General features: G+C 39.4%; 15 protein-coding genes. 9 read left to right on the top strand and 6 right to left on the bottom strand.

What is annotated here, in order from left to right:
• Nucleotides 1–6 precede the first annotated feature (6 nt).
• Together C2M30_RS12385 and C2M30_RS12380 are read left to right on the top strand one after the other, a co-directional pair.
• Nucleotides 7–1,272 carry a metallophosphoesterase gene (locus C2M30_RS12385; protein ID WP_105171820.1) on the top strand — a complete coding sequence of 422 codons (1,266 nt, stop codon included), beginning with the start codon at nucleotides 7–9 and terminating at the stop codon, nucleotides 1,270–1,272.
• Between the two features lie 776 nt (nucleotides 1,273–2,048).
• The gene (locus C2M30_RS12380) at nucleotides 2,049–2,813 is read left to right on the top strand and encodes a hypothetical protein (RefSeq protein ID WP_105171819.1); all 765 of its coding nucleotides are present in this window, start codon (nucleotides 2,049–2,051) and stop codon (nucleotides 2,811–2,813) included.
• A 308-nt stretch (nucleotides 2,814–3,121) separates the two neighbouring features.
• On the opposite strand, the gene C2M30_RS12375 is transcribed toward C2M30_RS12380, so the two are convergent.
• Together C2M30_RS12375 and ppsR are read right to left on the bottom strand one after the other, a co-directional pair.
• Nucleotides 3,122–3,976 carry a hypothetical protein gene (locus C2M30_RS12375; RefSeq protein ID WP_105171818.1) on the bottom strand — a complete coding sequence of 285 codons (855 nt, stop codon included), beginning with the start codon at nucleotides 3,974–3,976 and terminating at the stop codon, nucleotides 3,122–3,124.
• Nucleotides 3,977–4,183: 207 nt separating this feature from the next.
• On the bottom strand, nucleotides 4,184–4,993 hold the full coding sequence (gene ppsR, locus C2M30_RS12370; RefSeq protein WP_054979829.1) for a posphoenolpyruvate synthetase regulatory kinase/phosphorylase PpsR: 810 nt from the start codon (nucleotides 4,991–4,993) through the stop codon (nucleotides 4,184–4,186).
• 382 nt (nucleotides 4,994–5,375) lie between these two features.
• Here ppsR and C2M30_RS12365 point away from each other — a divergent pair, with 382 nt between their 5' ends.
• A complete protein-coding gene (locus C2M30_RS12365) occupies nucleotides 5,376–6,275 on the top strand; it encodes a hypothetical protein (protein ID WP_105171817.1) in 900 nt (299 codons plus the stop codon).
• A 25-nt stretch (nucleotides 6,276–6,300) separates the two neighbouring features.
• Here C2M30_RS12365 and C2M30_RS12360 read toward each other — a convergent pair whose 3' ends face one another.
• A complete protein-coding gene (locus C2M30_RS12360; protein WP_158683400.1) occupies nucleotides 6,301–7,362 on the bottom strand; it encodes a hypothetical protein in 1,062 nt (353 codons plus the stop codon).
• 669 nt (nucleotides 7,363–8,031) lie between these two features.
• On the opposite strand from C2M30_RS12360, the gene ppsA reads away from it, so the two are divergent.
• Nucleotides 8,032–10,404 carry a phosphoenolpyruvate synthase gene (ppsA, locus tag C2M30_RS12355; RefSeq protein ID WP_105171815.1) on the top strand — a complete coding sequence of 791 codons (2,373 nt, stop codon included), beginning with the start codon at nucleotides 8,032–8,034 and terminating at the stop codon, nucleotides 10,402–10,404.
• 93 nt (nucleotides 10,405–10,497) lie between these two features.
• Here the strand turns inward: ppsA and ykgO are convergent, their stop codons facing one another.
• Nucleotides 10,498–10,635, bottom strand: coding sequence for a type B 50S ribosomal protein L36 (gene ykgO, locus C2M30_RS12350; RefSeq protein WP_105171814.1), 138 nt, complete (start codon nucleotides 10,633–10,635; stop codon nucleotides 10,498–10,500).
• Entirely contained in the window at nucleotides 10,635–10,886 is a 252-nt protein-coding gene (locus tag C2M30_RS12345) for a type B 50S ribosomal protein L31 (RefSeq protein ID WP_010559267.1), read from the bottom strand. Before C2M30_RS12345 ends, ykgO begins: the two co-directional genes overlap by 1 nt.
• Before the next feature lie 193 nt (nucleotides 10,887–11,079).
• Between C2M30_RS12345 and C2M30_RS12340 the strand changes: the two genes are divergently transcribed.
• Nucleotides 11,080–11,655 carry an HAD family hydrolase gene (locus C2M30_RS12340; protein WP_105171813.1) on the top strand — a complete coding sequence of 192 codons (576 nt, stop codon included), beginning with the start codon at nucleotides 11,080–11,082 and terminating at the stop codon, nucleotides 11,653–11,655.
• Nucleotides 11,656–11,764: 109 nt separating this feature from the next.
• On the opposite strand, the gene C2M30_RS12335 is transcribed toward C2M30_RS12340, so the two are convergent.
• A complete protein-coding gene (locus C2M30_RS12335) occupies nucleotides 11,765–11,977 on the bottom strand; it encodes a PGPGW domain-containing protein (RefSeq protein WP_010559264.1) in 213 nt (70 codons plus the stop codon).
• A 174-nt stretch (nucleotides 11,978–12,151) separates the two neighbouring features.
• Here C2M30_RS12335 and ydiJ point away from each other — a divergent pair, with 174 nt between their 5' ends.
• The 4 genes from ydiJ (at nucleotide 12,152) to C2M30_RS12315 (ending at nucleotide 19,146) form a co-directional block, all read left to right on the top strand.
• Nucleotides 12,152–15,193 carry a D-2-hydroxyglutarate dehydrogenase YdiJ gene (gene ydiJ / locus C2M30_RS12330; RefSeq protein WP_105171812.1) on the top strand — a complete coding sequence of 1,014 codons (3,042 nt, stop codon included), beginning with the start codon at nucleotides 12,152–12,154 and terminating at the stop codon, nucleotides 15,191–15,193.
• 31 nt (nucleotides 15,194–15,224) lie between these two features.
• The gene (locus C2M30_RS12325) at nucleotides 15,225–15,818 is read left to right on the top strand and encodes an arylesterase (protein WP_105171811.1); all 594 of its coding nucleotides are present in this window, start codon (nucleotides 15,225–15,227) and stop codon (nucleotides 15,816–15,818) included.
• Between the two features lie 102 nt (nucleotides 15,819–15,920).
• A complete protein-coding gene (locus C2M30_RS12320) occupies nucleotides 15,921–16,895 on the top strand; it encodes an acetoacetate decarboxylase (RefSeq protein ID WP_105171810.1) in 975 nt (324 codons plus the stop codon).
• 1 nt (nucleotide 16,896) lies between these two features.
• Nucleotides 16,897–19,146: an NAD(P)-binding protein gene (locus C2M30_RS12315; RefSeq protein WP_105171809.1), complete on the top strand. Its 2,250-nt coding sequence runs from the start codon at nucleotides 16,897–16,899 to the stop codon at nucleotides 19,144–19,146.
• The last annotated feature ends 256 nt before the right edge of the window (nucleotides 19,147–19,402 follow it).

The raw sequence follows: 19,402 nt of genomic DNA, 5'->3' as shown, positions 1-19,402 counted from the left end.
ATTTATATGAAAAAAATTACCATTTTAATTAGTTTATTATTGGCAACGAGCGCATTGCCAGCGTTTTCAAATGAGCGAATCTCGTTTTTAGCATTTGGCGATGGCGGCTACCACCCAGGTTATCCAAAACAAAAACATATAACAAAGCCAAAAACTAAGGCTGAATTTATTGCCGCTGAAAAAAAAGATTGGCTAGAAGAGCACCGCCCAATCGAAGAGTTTGGCCACGCCCCAATTTATGTTTATCCGGGCACCGAGATTGCCACTGAGGACACAGGCGCTGCAAGTGTTGGCAAGGCAATGGCAACATTGTGCCAAAGCGTCGCGTGTCAGTTTGGTATTCAGCTGGGTGATAATATTTATCCTGATGGCGCCGATGCGAATGATGGAAAAGACGACCAGAAACGCATGAACGACCTTATTTTAGCGCCGCTAAAACCTTTGTTTGAGCAGCAACCTGAGTTAGTTGTGTACTCTGCATTGGGTAACCATGACTGGAAAACATCGCGTAAAGGGGTTGCATTACAAACAGCTTGGATGGCAAAACAGCCTAATTTCCACATGGATAAACAAGGATATTACCGTTTTACAAAAGGCTTGCCCGGGAATGATGTGGAATTTTTTGTGTTAGACACCAATATGTTGTTATCAGGTCAGCATTACTATGAAATCCCACTAGCAAAAGATGGCAGTGAGCAGGGTTTAGCAACGGCGCTTGCTAAAGGGCAAGCAGAAGTCGAAGACATTGAAAAACACGAAGTACCGCTTGATGGTGAAGATCATAAACAGCTTGCGTGGCTGGCTAAAGGCTTAAAAACCTCAAAAGCAAAATGGAAAATTGTCTATGGTCACCATATTTTATGGTCAATTGGCGGCACAAAATACGATGAAGGCCATGTATTAAGACGCTTAATTTTGCCTGAACTATGCCAATACGCAGATGCGTATATTGCAGGGCATGAACATGATTTAGAGTTATTAACGGATGATTGTTCGCGTGTTTCATCTGATAAAAAACCACCATTACCGCTTATAATTAGTGGCGCTGCGTCTAAAATGCGCGGTGTGCATCGCGGACTTGCAAATTATCAAGAGCGTCAATATCAAGAATACGATCTCATTTGGAATAAGGCTTTCACTTGGGGATTTGCCCATATTGAAATTGATAATCAACAAGATGAGTTAAACGTTAACTTTTATACGACACCAACAAATAAAAGTGGTGAGCTAGTAAAAGAGAAAAGCTTTAGTTTTAAACATCGCAGTCAATAACGTGATTTTTATTAATTGTTTTTAAAACATTCTTTTTAAACTTAAGTTTTTAAATTAGCTCATATCAAACTTAGCATTTTGGATATGGGCTTTATTTTGACCGACAGGTAGTTCTGAATGAGGAGTAGTTGCTGATATAATTTTGCTCAAACCACAAGTAATAGAGTGTTATGTAGGTAACCCGTTTTTAAACTTAGTGGGTGTACAAATTAGTCCATGAATTTTAATTCTCACACCATCTATGATGCGCTCTGTTCATGTTTGTTACACGACAAAAATGAACCCAAACGTACCCCTAAATCAAACAATTTTTCATCTATTACTTAAATGTGAATACAAACGCTATGATGCAACGCTTAGCAGCTTGAGCAAGTGAAATCATGGGTGACCGATGTAACCAAATCTCGTAGATGAATTTTAAAGCGTAACGGTTTGGTAAAAATTGGCTTTTCATAGTCTGGGCACTGCGAGGAAATAACCCTTGGATTTAATTATTTATCCGGCAGCAATGAGCAAAAAGTGGTCGTTGCTAAAGAAGCATCAAATATGCCTATTTCATTTCTTAATGATTTTTCCCCCTTAATATTATTAACAGGCAATTTGCCTGTTTTTTGCAACTTATAAAATGTTAATTTTCAAATAACTATCTGACTAGTAACAACTAATTATTAGTGTTATAAATTACTTCAGAATGTAAACAGGCGATGTTGCGGTAGAAAAAGAGGCAACTTGCCTCTTAATAAACTGTTAGCTTACAAAGGATTAACTGCAACATTATGAAAGATAAAACATTGAAACTGACGGCTCTTATATGTTGTGTTGTTATCTTTCTATTTGAGTTCCATTTTTCAGATGCACCAGAAGTTTTTCGTGGTGGTGCTAAGCTGGCTGATCTTTCAGTGGGTTTATGTATATCCTACCTAGCCGCATATGTTTTTTACTTAGTAACAATACTATACCCTCTCAGCAAGAGGAAAAAACACTTATCTGAATATCTTGCAGCCCTTATTATCGATGTGAGAGACCAGCTGGATTTGGTCGTTTGTGGATTTTTAAACCGACGTTCTTATAATTATGAAAATTTCAATGTTGATGCGAGTCGTAAAGAGATAAGTAGCATTCTTTCTAAAGTTTATTTACACACGGAAAGCACTAAGTCTAAAAATGTATTTGGTGTAGAGAAGCAGTCTGTCGGTGATTACGTTACTGTTAATCTGATTGCTTTTGAGCACTCTATTCGCGAATTGGCAAATAATGCTGATTATTTGGAAAGTGAAGTTGTTAAAATTATCAGTGAATTGATAAAGAATCCAATCAAAAAAGAAGTATTATACTTAAATGACTGTAAGCCTGAGAAAATTGGTAAAGGGGTATATCAAAATGCCCAGTCTTTAAGGGATTTGTCTTCTTTAACAGATGATTTAGTTCAATATATTAGCGTAATACGCCAGTTAGACACCTTGTTGAAGGATAACTATTCCTCTACTCGACTAGTAAAAGAAAAGTATGAAAACAAATGGAAGAAAATGTTTGGAAAGTAAGCTAACAAGCAATTCAACAGGGATAAAAAACTTGCGGGCTATTCGCTTCGCTCAATTTTAGCCCACAATTTTTTACCCGTTAATCGGGCGTTATCGACGGCCGTGTTTGGCACAACGCTGTCCGTTGACTCTAACTCATAATTGTCAAAATATGATTAGATAAACGTCTTTTTTCAATTGAGTATAAGAAATGACGTCGTATTTGAGTGGCGTTAATTAGCACACATACAACTAACAAATGTCAATCTAACAAAGCAAGTTAGGCGTTTTTAATACAATAAGACCTAGTCGCTTGTTTTAGATAGCGTTTAGTCATACTGCGCATTAATAATATTTAAATTCTGTTTATCAACAAAAAAGCCGGCTTGTGTATAGGCTTTCTTTATTTCGCCTTGGTTTCGTAACATGTTTAGCCCTTTTTCAAGGGCTAGGTATGCTTGTGAGCCAAGAGGGTGATTGCGGCTAATAACAAAGTGACGACTGTCTTTTAGCTCTATTGCAACATTTGGCACGGGTAACAAATTGATTTTATCAAGTTTAAAGCTTTGGTCAGTAGTTGAATTAAATGGCATTAACATAAAGTCAACCCAGCCGGTATTGACCATACGCGCCATACTGATCCATTCGTGCTCAATGACTAACTCTTTGAGCGGTAAATCTGAGAGCGTTTTCCAATCGGTGCGCCATTTTGGTGTTGATACCGCACTTAAACGCTTAAAATCGCTAATTTGAGTTAAACCAAGGGCTTTTTCTCGTCCTGCTTTAGTATAAACCCCAGCAATATATTCACCTTGACGGATCACGGGTTTGCTAATGTGCAAATATTTGGCTTTAGCATGTGCGTCAGATAACCAATAAGTATCGAAACTAATCAATAACTTGCCGGTTTCTAGCATGCGGGTATTACGAAAATTTACTTTGCCTGGAATGTAATTGAAACTGTGGTGAAAGCCGCCTAATTTAAGCGCCTTTTGGGCAATTATCATATCGACTACGTCGCGTCGAATTGCATTTCCTTGAAAATTTGAGATTGTGGCAATGTCACGGCCATTTACAAACGTTTGATAATCCTTGTACACATCATCGCGAATATAAATATCGATGATCTGAGCAAAGGCAAAACCATGGTTGAAAAGTAACAAGCTAAAAAATACTGCGCGCATAGTCTCTCGCGGTTAGGTTAATACGCTCCTTATTTAACAAAATCCCTACACAATAAATATGGCACAAACGACGTGACAAATGAATACACCATAGGATTGATACGGTATAAATCTACTTAAGATCATTGTCGACGTGTTTTTGTGTATTGCACCTAAAACTTATATGATTTTAGGTGCAATATATTAGAAGGTGTAATCCTGTACGTGCTAGTATTTGCGTCTTTCTAAACCGGTTTCGGCGAGGATTTTCGCGGAGATTTCTTCAACTGAAAAGTGCGTTGAACTTAAATGAGGGATTTTATTTTTCTTATAGAGCATTTCAGCTTCTCGCACCTCAAGGCGGCACTGCCTTAGCGATGCATATTTGCTGTTTGCCATACGTTCGTTACGAATTGCCGCAAGGCGCTCAGGATTTATTGTTAAACCAAACAGTTTCTTTTTGTGGTTTTTTAGCGCGTTCGGCAAACGCATCATATCCAAATCATCTTCGGTAAGTGGGTAATTAGCCGCTTTAATGCCGTATTGAAGTGCTAAATATAAGCTGGTAGGCGTTTTACCGCTGCGACTCACACCGACCAATATAATATCGGCTTCATCATAATCTTTTAAATTGCTGCCATCGTCGTTTGCAAGTGCATAGTTAACGGCATCGATTCGGAAATCGTAGCTTTTTTCATGGATTGAGTGAGTTCGGTGTGTACGTGGCACAGGTTCAACGCCAATTGTGTCTTTTACTTGGCCGCTGTAAGCAGTTAAAAAATCAAAGCATTGGCCTTGTGACGATAAAATAATGTCGCTCAACTGAGGATCAACAAAGGTAAAAAACACTAATGGCTTTTCACCACTTAATTTAAACGCTTTATCTATTTGTAACTTAACTTCATATGCTTTTTGTTCAGTTTCAACAAACGGGATTGTGATGTGTTTAAATTCGACAGGAAATAACGACAAGGTAGCATGACCAAATACTTCACTGGTAATTGCGGTACCATCGGATATATAAAATGCGCTGCGCATAATAACCTTATTTTTTTGTTGTGAGAGCGCTTATATAAGACCAAATAATTAAACACGACACAACATTGTGAATGTAGATATTAAAATATAACTACATTGAAAGAGAATATTTTCTAAAGCTTATTTGTTTACACTTGTTTAATTGATGATTAAATAGTTCTTTGTTCAAGTTTAATAAAATTATATAGTTACGCACATTATGGATCTAGAAATAAGGAAATCAATTAAGTGCTACTTAAAACTAAACTAAAAGAATCAATCGGTGTGGTTCTTGCTTTGTCTGTGTTTCTGCTTGCGCTATTTGGCCTCTTTGCATTAAGCCCGTATATAACGATTTATGGCTCGGCGGCAATATTACTTTTAATGATAGGTCTTTTTAAATATGTTTAAACCTAGTATTGAAGTTAATACTGCAGTAAAAGCGAATGCGGTTGTTAAAGTTAATCCACTTTTAAATGACAAAATAATTGAGAAATTAAATACAAGTTTTGACGACATTTTCGCAAAACAAAAAGCAAGCAGACGCTATGTTGATGCGAAGCACATGCAAGAGCTAGGCCTACTTAATGATATATTTAACAAGGAAGTGTTATCACTAATTTACTCAATGTTTGACAAACCTGTACTCTACCACTGTCATGCATACGAAATTGATGGAAATAATAATAAATCGCATATTTCATCAGGTAATTTTTTAAGAGGTTGGCACCGAGATGTAGATTGCAGGCACCGTCAATCGGATAAAAAGACGCAACATGTTAGCCTATTCGTTTATCTTACCGATGTAGGAGAAGCCGATGGCGCGTTTGAAATTTCAGATAAACCTTTGAGTTTTTGGCCTTACCTTTTTAAGAGTTCGCGATACTATCGTTTAACAGGTCAAAGAGGCTTTTCATTCTTATTCAATCGAACAGCTGTTCACCGCGCTAGTCCTAATAGAATGAACAAACAAAGGCGTGTTTTAAAAATATCTTTTCAAGATTCAACTACAGTGATGCCACCGTTAAAAGCGACAATCAATTCTAATGATAAAAAAATTAGATTATCTAAGGTGTTGGAGACACTAGACCCTCAAGACTTCCTAGTGCGTTCGCTGTTTGGCGATAAAACAGTTGCAATAGATGACCTTCAACGTGCAAAAGACGCTTTTCTTTTAACTTTAAACAAAGATGCACTTTCATCATGCGAAAACTATGAAATATCAGAGAAATTTAGTTTAGTAGACGAGTTTAGAGGTATCATAAAAGACTATAGATATTTAATACGACTTAAACTTCAATAGTTTTCAGCAATTGAATGCACAGCTGTTAAATATCAGGTATTCGCCAGCGCTGTACTTCGCGTGGCGAACAAATATGAAAAATGCATTTCGGTAATAGCTTTAGTACAAAAATCGCAGCAATTATTAACATAAGCGCGTGATTATTTAATTGTAAAACGGCTGCTACGCAAAGCACTGAGAGTAAAAACCATGGCATAAATCCCATAATCCGTGATTTCTTATTAACGCTGTGAATAAGGTGCGCGGGTAGATGTTGTGCGATTTGAGTTAATGCGTGATGTTTTAACCCGTAATTCATAAAGCTAAGTTTATAGGCTCGATTTGCGGTTGATACCAATAATTTTGGTGAGGCATATTCACTTTCAATTGCGTTAATATCTGCGATATCAATTGCGTAAATATTAGGACGCTTAAGCTTGGCAATTAAATCGTCTAAACATGCTTCTTGTTGATATAACTGAGCAAGCATTTTAGTTTGATGTTTTTCAAAGCGGATAACGATGATTTGCGAATGGGTTAACCAAATTAGTACATTGTCGTTTGTATTTAACCAAGAGTGCTTAGTATAAAACCCTTTGAGCAAGATATTTGCGCGAGTTCGAACAAATATCAGCATTAGCAACGCGTGAAAAATTAAAGATACCGGCACAGTAATGACGGCGGTTTTAGATAAATAATAAATAAGATGTGATTGCGCTAGTTGATCATCGATATTGCTCTTTAAGTTGTGCTGTTCGCCATTTTTTGCAATGTATACTGGAACCGATTTACCTTCGCTCAAACTTGCATACACGTGCTGATCTACATAGGCATTTTTTTTAAACAGTGCGTTATTGATTTTTACACTGTAGGTAATTGCGAAAGCGGTATGAAGTCTTGCCCGCTGCAATAGAGTATTAAGCTTACTTGGGTTGTTATCAAGATTTACGATTGTTCCTTGTGCTAAATAGCCATTTTTTACCCAAGCTAGGGATTTCTTATGCCATTCTGCAAGGATTAAACTTATTAAAATAGTCGAGATGACAAAAGCGGCGCACGATGCCAAATGCACCATACGTTTTCGGTTGTAAAAGTCTGCGCGTCTCATTGCATGTTCCATGTTTTTCAACTGCTTGCTAATGAATTATTTGTAAGGTTTTGGTGTATTTAAACGGCGACTCCTTTGCCGAAATACACGCTAACAGAAATGTTAAACCAATTAACATATCCTGACAAGGCACTTTAATCGTTGCTGCTCAGACAAAACGTTGCTCGCAATTACTCGGCTTAGGCGCGATTTACTGGCTCTAAAATATCAACTCTTTGCATTAGAACGTATTAATGTGTTTGGAGGGGATAAGCCAAAAATAATCGGGTTGTGCTTAAAGATGAGTCTATTGGTTTAAAAGCTGTTTTAACTTCAAATTGGGTCTTTAAACACTTATTTAATATCATATTTAAAAAAAATTTATTGTTATGATTTATTCTAATTTTGCTATTGGCACCGGTGTCACTAGCATAAAAATGCAGTTTTAACGCATTTAAGGTTAATTTTTACTGTTTTTCGGGTATTTGTCCTTGATTTTGTCGTTTTTGCTCGCTTTACCTAGTTTGTTCATCTATGTAAAATCATGCTCGCTTTAAACGAAACCTTAATCCCTGCTACCCGTTCAAATTTATCGCAGATGTAATAGGCGTTCACATTTAGCAACTTGATGTTATCTCAACTAGGATTAGATAACACACTCTCACAACCTTTTGCTTATGGAGAATTTCCGTGCAATATATACTTTGGTATCAAGAACTTGGTATGAATGACGTACCACGTGTTGGTGGTAAAAACGCTTCCCTCGGTGAAATGATTTCTAACCTAGCAAACGCAGGTGTAACTGTGCCTGGTGGTTTTGCTACAACATCTGATGCTTTTAATGAGTTTTTAGACCAATCAGGCCTCAACGACAAAATCCACAATGTACTTGATACGCTTGATGTTGATGATGTAAACGAACTCGCACGCGTTGGCGGCGAAATTCGTCAATGGATTATCGATACACCTTTCCAAAGTAATTTAGATTCTGAGATTCGTGAAGCGTATGCAACGCTTCATGGTGATGAAAATCAAGATGTTTCGTTTGCGGTTCGCTCTTCAGCAACTGCTGAGGATATGCCAGATGCGTCTTTCGCAGGGCAACAAGAGACCTTCTTAAACGTGCGCGGTATTGACGCAGTAATGGTGGCAATTAAGCACGTATTCGCATCGTTATTTAATGACCGTGCAATTTCGTACCGTGTTCACCAAGGTTACGATCATCGTGGTGTTGCACTGTCAGCGGGTATTCAGCGCATGGTCCGTTCTGATAAAGCCTCATCAGGTGTAATGTTTAGTATTGATACCGAATCTGGTTTTGAAGATGTGGTATTTGTAACATCAAGCTATGGCCTTGGTGAAATGGTAGTGCAGGGCGCGGTTAACCCTGATGAATTTTATGTACACAAACCAACACTTGCGGCAAATCGCCCTGCGGTTGTGCGCCGTACGCTTGGATCAAAAGCAGTTGAGATGATCTATTCAAGCGATGAATCTCACGGTAAGCAAGTAGAAGTAGTGGATATTGAACAAACCCGCTCAAATCAATTCTCGATTACTGATGAAGAAGTAATGGAACTTGCTAAACAAGCAGTGATCATTGAAAAGCATTATGGTCGCCCAATGGATATTGAATGGGCTAAAGACGGTAATGACGGCAAGCTATATATTGTACAAGCGCGTCCAGAAACAGTGCGTTCTAACGAAGACGCCAACGTAATGGAACGTTTTCAACTAAATGGCTCGTCAAACGTGTTATGCGAAGGTCGTGCTATTGGTCATAAAATAGGCAAAGGTGTAGTACGCGTACTTAGTTCAATTGATGAAATGGATAAAGTACAGCAAGGCGATGTGCTAGTAACCGACATGACCGACCCTGACTGGGAACCGATTATGAAGCGTGCAGCGGCGATTGTTACAAATCGTGGTGGCCGTACGTGTCACGCAGCAATTATTGCACGTGAGTTGGGTATTCCTGCAGTAGTAGGTTGTGGTAACGCAACTGACACCATTGAAAACAACGCAGAAGTGACAGTTTCTTGTGCCGAAGGTGACACTGGCTATATTTACCAAGGTTTACTTGATTATGAGGTATTAACATCTCGCGTTGATGAAATGCCTGAACTACCAATGAAAATTATGATGAATGTGGGTAACCCAGACAGAGCATTCGACTTTGCGCGATTACCACATGCAGGCATTGGTTTAGCACGTGTTGAATTCATTATTAACCGTATGATTGGTGTACACCCGAAAGCACTACTTAACTATGATGCTCAGTCTGACGACGTAAAATCTGATATTGATTTTATGATGGCAGGTTACGAAAGTCCGGTTGAATTTTATATCAGCAAACTTGTTGAAGGTATTTCGACACTAGGTGCAGCATTTGCGCCAGAGCGCGTCATTGTGCGTATGTCCGATTTCAAATCAAACGAATACGCGAATTTAGTGGGTGGTGAGCAATACGAACCGGAAGAAGAAAACCCAATGATTGGTTTCCGCGGTGCATCACGCTATATCTCAGAAGATTTCCGCGATTGTTTTGCCCTTGAGTGTGAAGCGATTAAACGTGTTCGCAACGATATGGGTCTGACCAATATCGAAATCATGATCCCATTTGTGCGTACGTTAGAAGAAGCAGCACGCGTAATTGAGCTACTTGAAGAGCACGGGTTAAAGCGCGGTGAAAATGGCTTAAAAGTAATTATGATGTGTGAACTGCCATCTAATGCATTATTAGCAGATGAGTTCTTAGAGTATTTCGATGGTTTCTCTATCGGTTCTAATGACTTAACTCAGTTAACGCTTGGCTTAGACCGTGACTCTGGATTAATTGCTCATTTATTTGACGAGCGTAATCCTGCGATTAAAAAGCTATTAGAAATGGCGATTCAAACAGCTAAAGCTAAAGGTAAATATGTGGGTATTTGTGGTCAGGGTCCATCAGATCACGAAGACTTTGCAGCCTGGCTTGTGGATCAAGGTATTGATTCTGTGTCGTTAAACCCAGACACAGTGCTTGAAACTTGGTTATACCTAGGTGAGAAGCACGCTAAATAAATTGTCTTAACCAGTTCCTTTAACTGATATGTCATCAGTATAAAGCTGACAAAACAAAAGGCGCTCAATGCGCCTTTTTTTCATTTCATAAAACTATTTCTTCTTTTTCCCTTGTACTGCTTTAAAACGTGGGTTTGATTTACAAATTACAAATAAACGACCGCGACGCTTTACGATTTGGCAATCAGGGTGGCGTTTTTTAGCGCTTTTTAACGAACTTAAAACTTGCATTATTTGCTTCCTAATTTACCAAAACGCTTATTGAATTTCGCAATACGGCCGTCAGATTGAGCAGCGCGTTGCTTACCTGTGTAAAACGGGTGCGATTCACTCGATACATCTATCGCTACATAAGGATATGTTTTACCTTGATAATCGATTGTGCGATCGGTTTTGATGGTTGAACCAACTAAAAAATATGCATCTGCTGCTGTGTCGTGAAAAACCACTTTACCGTAATCAGGGTGGATACCAGGTTTCATATAAGCTCCAATTAATATGTTACAACATTACATAATATAAAGTGTTATATTGTAACAATCAATATCAAATGATAATTATTATCAAAAAAAATAACAAATTAGTTAGCTAAGAATTTCAATTAATTCATTTACAACCTAATCTGTTAGCGTATTTTTGTTGTATAACGTTAAAAGCAAGTAACACAGAGGCAGTATGAAACATATCAAAGGTGTAATTTTCGATTTAGACAGTACTTTAGTAACGTGTAACTTGTGTTTTAAAACAATGCGAAAGGAAATTGGCTGCCCATTAGAGCAAGATATTTTGCAGTTTGTTGCATCGTTAGATGAGCCTAAACAGTCAATCGCGAATCACACAATAAAGCGTTTAGAACTTGACGATGCCCACAGTGCAAAGTGGATTGAAGGGGCAGAGCACTTCGTGCGGTATTTAATTAATAAAAACTATCCCACTGCGATTATTACGCGAAACAGTGTTGAAGCAAGCTCTATAAAAATAGCCAACAATCAAATACCAATCGAAACCGTAATAACCCGTGAGGATGCACCGGCAAAGCCCGATCCTACAGCTTTACTTATGCTGGCAGAAAGGTGGAATATTGCCCCCGCCAACTTGTTATATATAGGGGATTATCTTCACGACATTAACATTGCAAAAAATGCAGGGGTAGAAAGTGCACTGTTTTGCGAGTTCGAAACACCAGACTACGCACATCAAGCAGATTATGTATTTGAAAGCTATGCTGAGTTACTGGCACGTTTCGCTTAACTTGCTTTGCAGTGCGGAATGAGGGGAATTTTAAATGGATTACGGTTCGAATCGTTACGCTGCTAGTTAAGCTAGCAGCTTGAATGTATGTTTTAAAACCGATTTTAACTTAACGCCTTGCTAATTTTTTATCGATAAACTGGCAAGATGATTTAAGTGCTTTTTGAAAATGGCTCAAATAGCGTCTTGCCCAAGGATAGTAAAACGCCAACAACAGTAAACCAGCAATAAAAAAGATCAGTGATGGGCCTGGCACCACCATAAAAAGTAAGCCAAGCGCTAGAAACATTACTGCAAACACATGGTTTATCATTTTTTTCATCTGTAGCATCCTAAACGAATAAATTCACGTATAAACACGATATTTATTCATAGTATAAAAAATTTGGTTTAGTGCGCGAATAAATGATGTTACAAACTGTAAATATGAAGCAAAACTCGCTGTATTTCTTTGATATAATGAGTGCAAACCCTGTTCCCCGTCACCGAGCAAGTAATGATTGAAGTAATAGATCAAAAAGATACCTTATCGCCTTTAGCAGAGGCGTTTTTAGCTGAGTTAAAAACGACACACTACAGTGGTGAAATCGACATCAGCTATGCAACGCGCATTGTAACCGCAACTGACAACAGTATTTATCAGGCGTTACCGCAAGGTATTTTATTTCCAAAAACAAGCCAAGATATTCAGCAGATTTTTTCACTTGCAAATCAAAGCAAATATCAGCAAATCAAATTTACACCGCGTGGTGGCGGCACAGGTACCAATGGTCAATCGCTAACACACAGTATGGTGATTGATTTATCGCGCCACATGCGTGAGATTTTAGAGATCAACGTTGAAGAAAAATGGGTGCGCGTACAAACCGGTGTGATTAAAGATCAGCTTAATGATTTTCTACGCCCTTATGGTTTTTTCTTTGCGCCGGACCTTTCGACCAGTAACCGTGCAACGGTTGGCGGTATGATAAATACCGATGCGTCGGGTCAAGGCTCGCTTGTTTATGGTAAAACATCCGATCATGTACTTGGCTTAAAAACCATGCTGGTAGACGGCACTGAACTCGATACTGCCCCCGTTGCTGTTAATACCGCAAAAACATACGCCGAAGAACAATCAACACGCGGCAAGATTTATCAACAATTACTCGATACCGGTATAAATTTACGCGGCCAAATTAAAGCGAAATTTCCCCGCTTAAACCGCTTTTTAACAGGTTACGATTTAGAAAATATTCTCAATGATGAACTTACGACGTTAGATGCAAGCCGCATTATTACCGGCTCAGAAGGTTCGTTAGGGGTTGTTTGTGAAGCCAAACTCAATATTACGCCGATTGCCGAATTTAAAACGCTGATCAATATAAAATACGATAGCTTTGACTCAGCGCTTCGTAACTCACCGTTTTTAGTGGACGCCAAAGCGACTTCGGTTGAAACCGTTGATAGCCGTGTACTTAATCTTGCCCGAGAAGACATAATTTGGCATTCAGTTTCAAGCTTGATTGAGGATGTGCCGGGTAAAGATATGCAGGGCCTCAACATGGTTGAGTTTAATGCGACAAATCAGGCGGATATCGATGATAAAGTAAATGGCTTGTTGGCAAAGCTGGATAGCTTAATGGTAAATAACCAAGCTGGGATCATTGGTTATCAGGTAACGCATTCTAAGGCCGACATTCTAAAAATTTATGCCATGCGTAAAAAGGCGGTAGGCTTGCTTGGCAATGTAAAGGGTAAAGAAAAACCGCTGGCATTTGCAGAAGATACGGCAGTACCACCAGAAGCACTTGCGGACTTTATTGCTGAATTTAGGCAATTACTTGATTCACACAACTTAAACTACGGCATGTTTGGCCATGTTGACGCTGGTGTATTGCACGTAAGGCCTGCTCTTGATATGTGTGACCCAACGCAAGAAAAATTGCTACGTCATATTTCCGATGAAGTGGTAAAACTAACCGCTAAATACGGCGGTTTAATGTGGGGTGAACACGGAAAAGGTTACCGTAGTGAATATGGCCCAGATTTCTTTGGCGATACTTTGTTTACTGAACTGAGAAAGATCAAAACAGCATTCGATCCGCTTAATCGGTTAAATCCAGGTAAAATTTGTACGCCACTTGACTCAAATGAGCAGCTTGTTAGTGTTGACGATACTAAGCGTGCGCATTTCGATAAACAAATCCCGATCACCATTAAAGACAGTTTCGATAACGCCATGGGGTGTAACGGTAATGGTCTTTGTTATAACTATGATAGCCACTCACCTATGTGCCCATCGTATAAAGTAACAAAAGACAGACGTTATTCACCAAAAGGGCGTGCCAGTTTGATGCGTGAATGGATGCGTTTACAAAGTGAAAAGGGCATAGATCTACTCGAAAGCGAAAAAGCGATAGCGAAAGGCGAGACTAAGTCGTGGTGGGAAAAACGCATTTTCGCAAAACAAAAAGCCAAAGGTGCTTACGATTTTTCACATGAAGTGAAAGAATCGATGGACGAATGTTTGGCATGTAAAGCGTGTACAACGGCATGCCCAATTAAAGTGGATGTACCGACTTTCCGTGCACGCTTTTTAAACCTATACCATGCCCGTTATAAACGCCCACTTAAAGATTACTTAGTGGCTAATATTGAGGCGCAAGCGCCGCTTTTAAGCAAAATACACTTTCTAGTAAACCCTATTTTAAAAGTAGGGTTTGTAGAACGCTTTTTGAAAAACCAAATCGGCTATGTGGATTCACCATTATTAAGTGATAACGCCATTATTAAGCGCGTGTCTACTCAGTTTGCGTTTAATCTAAATCAGCTTAAAACACTTGATGAATCGCAAAAGCAGCAAACTGTTTTAATTGTACAAGACCCGTTTACCAGCTTTTATGAAGCTGAATTAGTGGACGATTTTTGCCAGTTACTGGTAAAACTTGGTAAAACGCCAGTGCTATTACCGTTTAAACCAAATGGTAAGCCACAGCATGTGAAAGGCTTCTTAAACGAATTTGCAAAAACAGCGAAAAACAGTGCCGCATTTTTGAACCAGATAGCAGAACTGAATATTCCTATGGTGGGTTTAGATGCATCGCTTGTTATGTGTTATCGCGACGAATATAACCAAGCGCTTGGCGAACAACGTGGCGATTTCCATGTGTTATTGGCCCACGAATGGTTTGAAACGCAACGCTTTGAGCAAAAAGAAGCAAACACTGATAATCATTTTGTGTTACTTAATCACTGTACTGAAACTACAGCAATGCCAAATGCCAGTAAGGTGTGGCAAAACCTGTTTGCAACTTTTGGTTTAACACTCAATGCAAAAGCTACTGGCTGCTGTGGTATGGCGGGCACTTATGGCCATGAAACGCAAAACTTAGATAAATCTCGTGCGCTTTATGAAATGAGCTGGCAACAAACGGTTGATAACACACCAATTGAACAGCTTGTTGCGACTGGTTTTTCGTGTCGTTCGCAAGTTAAGCGTTTTAATAACGGCAACAAACCAAAACACCCAATACAATTGTTAAACAGTTTGCTTTAGCTAAATGGCTTAACGCATAGAGGCAAGTAATATGATACGTATCACCCTGTTAATGTTTATGGTAACTTGCCTTTATGGCTGCGGCGGCAACAATACCGTGCAAATTAGCCCATACGCTAACATTGTGGCGTTTGGCGATAGCCTTACGCAAGGGGTTGGGGTAGATAAATCAAATAGCTATCCTGCAAAACTGGCAAGCGAGTTGGGTATTGAAGTGATAAATAGCGGCATTTCAGGCCAAACCAGCAGCCAAGGGCTCGCGCGTTTAAATAATGTGTTAACCACGCATACGCCGAGCCTTATTATTATTTGTTATGGCGGTAATGATGTGCTGCAAAACAAAAGTAAAACCCAGCTCGAAGCAAATTTAAGGCAAATGATTGTCCAATCTAAGCAACACGGTGCGCAGGTGATGTTAGTTGCGGTACCGCAATTCGGGTTGTTACTTTCACCGATGCCAGTGTATAAAAAACTGGCTGATGAATATGATTTGGTGCTTATTGAAGATACTTTGCCCGATTTATTGGGTGATGCCAGCAAAAAATCCGACCGAGTACACCTCAACGCGCAAGGCTATGCGTTATTAGCAAGTGAAATTGCTAAGCACATCGAAATTACCAATTAAAGCGTAAAAATAATAGAAACTAATTATTCCTTCTTTCTCAAGTGTGTACTATTTTCAAAGGGTTAAATACCTAATTTTGATTTGCGATTTAGAGGGAAGACTATGGCGCAAGCACCTTTACAACCCAACTTTATTCAATTTCCGGGCAATGTGATTGCCGAACCACCGTGTCGCATGTTGAATGCCAATCAATATGGCTTTTTCGTTAAAGGCTGTAGCGAAAAAATTCAACACTATATCGATATAACACTCAACGCGGTTAAATCAGATGAATTTCGCTTTAAGGCGCTCAGTGCGTACACCTTGCTTACCTTTACGGATATCGAAAACATCGCATCTAAAGTACCTCCGTTTAGTGAACAAGGTTGGATGCAAGAGACCGACATTATATTTTGGTTACCAGTCGCCAAAATGGTGAACAAGCGTGGTAAAGAAAAAGTTGACCATATTTATTGGTATCCTGCGTTTATTACCGTAAACAATATTTATGCACTGATTAATGGACGCGAGACCTGGGGTTATAACAAATATTTGTGTGACTATAAGATGCCAAACATTGGTGAATTACCTCAGTTTTTTGAACTTACCCTTGATGCCTTCCAGCCTTTTTCGCCGAATACCAAAATGGCAAAGCATAAACTGCTTGAAGTAAATTTAGTTGAGCAAGGCGGCGAACACCCTGTGAGTGATTTTGTCGAATTGGTGAAAGAAGCGTTTGAAATTTTAAAGTCCGATACTGATTTTTTTGATCTTGATTTAAACGCTATAAAGCAGTTGCTTGATGGTTTTGTAAACCCGCAAATGGACCAGATCCTATTTAAGCAATTACCAAATGGTGATGGCAGTAAAGCAGTTTACCAAGGCGTTGTACATTCTCCGTCAATTATCAAGAAGGTACACAGCGCTAAAATCTTTAAGCATGAATTTGATGTGACCGTGTATCAGCTTGATACGTTTCCGCTTGGTGAGATGTTTGGTATTTATCCCGGCACCCATCGTGCGCTATTACCATTTAATGTTGTAATGGATTTTGACCAAGAAAAAGCGTGTGAAATTATCGCTACAAAAGGACTTTAACATGGCAAAAGAAAAAATTGTGATACTTGGCGGTGGCGTGTCAGCGATGACCGCCGCGGTGTATTTAACAGACGATGAAAACTGGCAAGATAAGTACGATATCACAGTGTATCAGCAAGGTTGGCGCATTGGTGGTAAAGGCGCCAGTGGCCGCAACCCGTATTTGGGTCAACGTATCGAAGAGCACGGACTTCACGTATGGTTTGGCGCTTATGTAAATTCTTTTAAAATGATTCAATCAGTCTACGAAAAATTAGCACGCCCCGACAGCATGCCGTTAGCAACCTGTCAAGAGGCGTTTAAGCCTCACAGTTATGTTGTATTACAAGAGCTGATTGATAACGAGTGGCAAACATGGCCTGTTGATTTTCCGCTAATTCCGGGCAACCCAGCGGATGGCACATTGGATTTACACTTTTGGGAAATCGCACGCTTATTATATTTTTGGATAAAAAAGTTTGTCGGCGAATTAGAACACAAAGCGAACTCATTGAATAAAGTGCGCGATATTAAAACGCCTGAAAACGATGAAGAACAAAACCTTTTTGCCCACTTTATTGATGAAGTAAAAGAAAAAGTCGACGATATCAAAGACGAATGGCAAGAGTTTAAAGACGATGCCGAAGATTCGTTAGAAACGTTCTCAAAACATATTCAAGTTACGCTAAGCGAGCTTAGTTACTTTTTTGATAAGCGTGCTAGCGATAAAAACCTATCTAATACAAAACACCCATCCGCGATTCAGTGGGTGATCCGACGTTTTAAGCGTTGGTTAAACGAAGAATTTGAAGACTTACTTGAAGATAACGCTGATATTCGTCGCCTTTATATTTGCGCTGATTTAGCCCTTGCCATGATGGAAGGCTTAATTGAAGACAAGGTATTTGAACGTGGCTTTGGCGCAATTAACAATCTTGATTTTAGAGCGTGGTTAGAAAAACACGGGGCAAACACACAGTTTTCAGTTGATTCTGCGCCGGTCCGGGGGTTTTACGATCTTGTCTTTGCATACCAAGACGGGGACTTTGCAAAACCCAATGTGGAAGCTGGCGTAGCTGCGTTGGCAATGCTGCGTTTATCGCTGTGTTATCACGGCGGAGTAATGTGGAAAATGCAAGCAGGTATGGGCGACACCATATTTAGTCCGATTTACGAGTTACTCATTAAACGCGGTGTTAAGTTTGAATATTTCCATCAAGTGACGCAACTTTTGCCAACGCAAAGCAATGATGGCGAAAACTGTGTCGATGAGATTAAACTGATAAAGCAGGTTGCACTAAAAACAGGGCGTTACCATCCGCTTGTTGATGTAAAAGGACTACCATGCTGGCCGTCTTTCCCACTATATGAGCAAATTAACGATGAACAAGCAGCGCTAATTAAACAGCACAATATTAATTTAGAAAGTTTTTACAGTGATTGGCCAAGTGTGTATCAGCAACACTTTGGCGAAGCTCTGCCTGAAGTGACGCTAAAACAGGGCGTTGATTTTGATAAAGTCATTTATGGCATATCGGTCGCCAGCTTGCCTCATTTATGTGAAAAGTTACTAGCAAAAGATCAAGGATTAAGTTTAACCTCACAAAAAGTCAAAGCCGTAGCAACACAAGCGTTTCAATTGTGGTTAGACAAACCACTCGATGAAACAGGTTGGGCGTATACGCCCGCAAGTGGTGAGCAACCAATTTTAAGTGGCTTTAGCGAACCCTTTGATACTTGGGCGTCAATGGATCAGCTGATTAATAAAGAAGATTGGCAAGGTGATGTCGAGCCGAAAAATGTCGCCTATTTTTGTAGCGCATTTACGCAAGAAAGTTTTGCACCAAGTACCCAGAGTGATTTTCAAGCCGTGTGTAATGCACGCGTAAAAGCCAATAGCGTTTTTAAACTTACGCAGCAAATGTATCCACTGTGGCCAGATATTGCTAAACAAGGTGAATTTGATTGGCAAGCACTTATGGATACGACAAATGCGGTAGGAGAGGCCCGTTTTGATAGCCAATATTGGCGCGCAAATGTCGATCCCAGTGAACGTTATGTAATGTCGGTGGTTGATTCTAGCCAATACCGTTTAGCAACGGATGGGACGCAATTTGCTAATCTGCTGATTACCGGAGATTGGATCAAAACCGGTGTTAATGCAGGTTGTGTAGAAGCCGCAACCATGGCGGGCATGGCAACATCTCGCGCTATTTGTGGTTATCCAAATCATATTAGTGGTGAATTTGGTTTTGAGCCTGACGAGCAATAATAAATCAGTTTTAACGTGGTCTTTCAGATTTGATTAATAGGATTCAATCAAATCTGAAAGTCACTTAAGTGCAGTGAGTTCAAGCGGACAGTCGTAACGCCTTAATAAAAGGCTAAAATAAGCGACGAAGGAGCGCAAGCCTGCTGTTTTGTGTAACTTGATTAAAGTGTGAATCTTTAGACCTTGGCTGACACATTTTTATATATTTATGATGTGTTAGTTGAGGTTTTAGATGAACAGAAAAGAAGAGCAAGAA

The organism is Pseudoalteromonas sp. T1lg24, from assembly GCF_002964745.1.
Taxonomy (GTDB): Bacteria; Pseudomonadota; Gammaproteobacteria; order Enterobacterales; family Alteromonadaceae; genus Pseudoalteromonas; species Pseudoalteromonas spongiae.
This window is presented reverse-complemented; position numbering and strand designations above follow the sequence as displayed.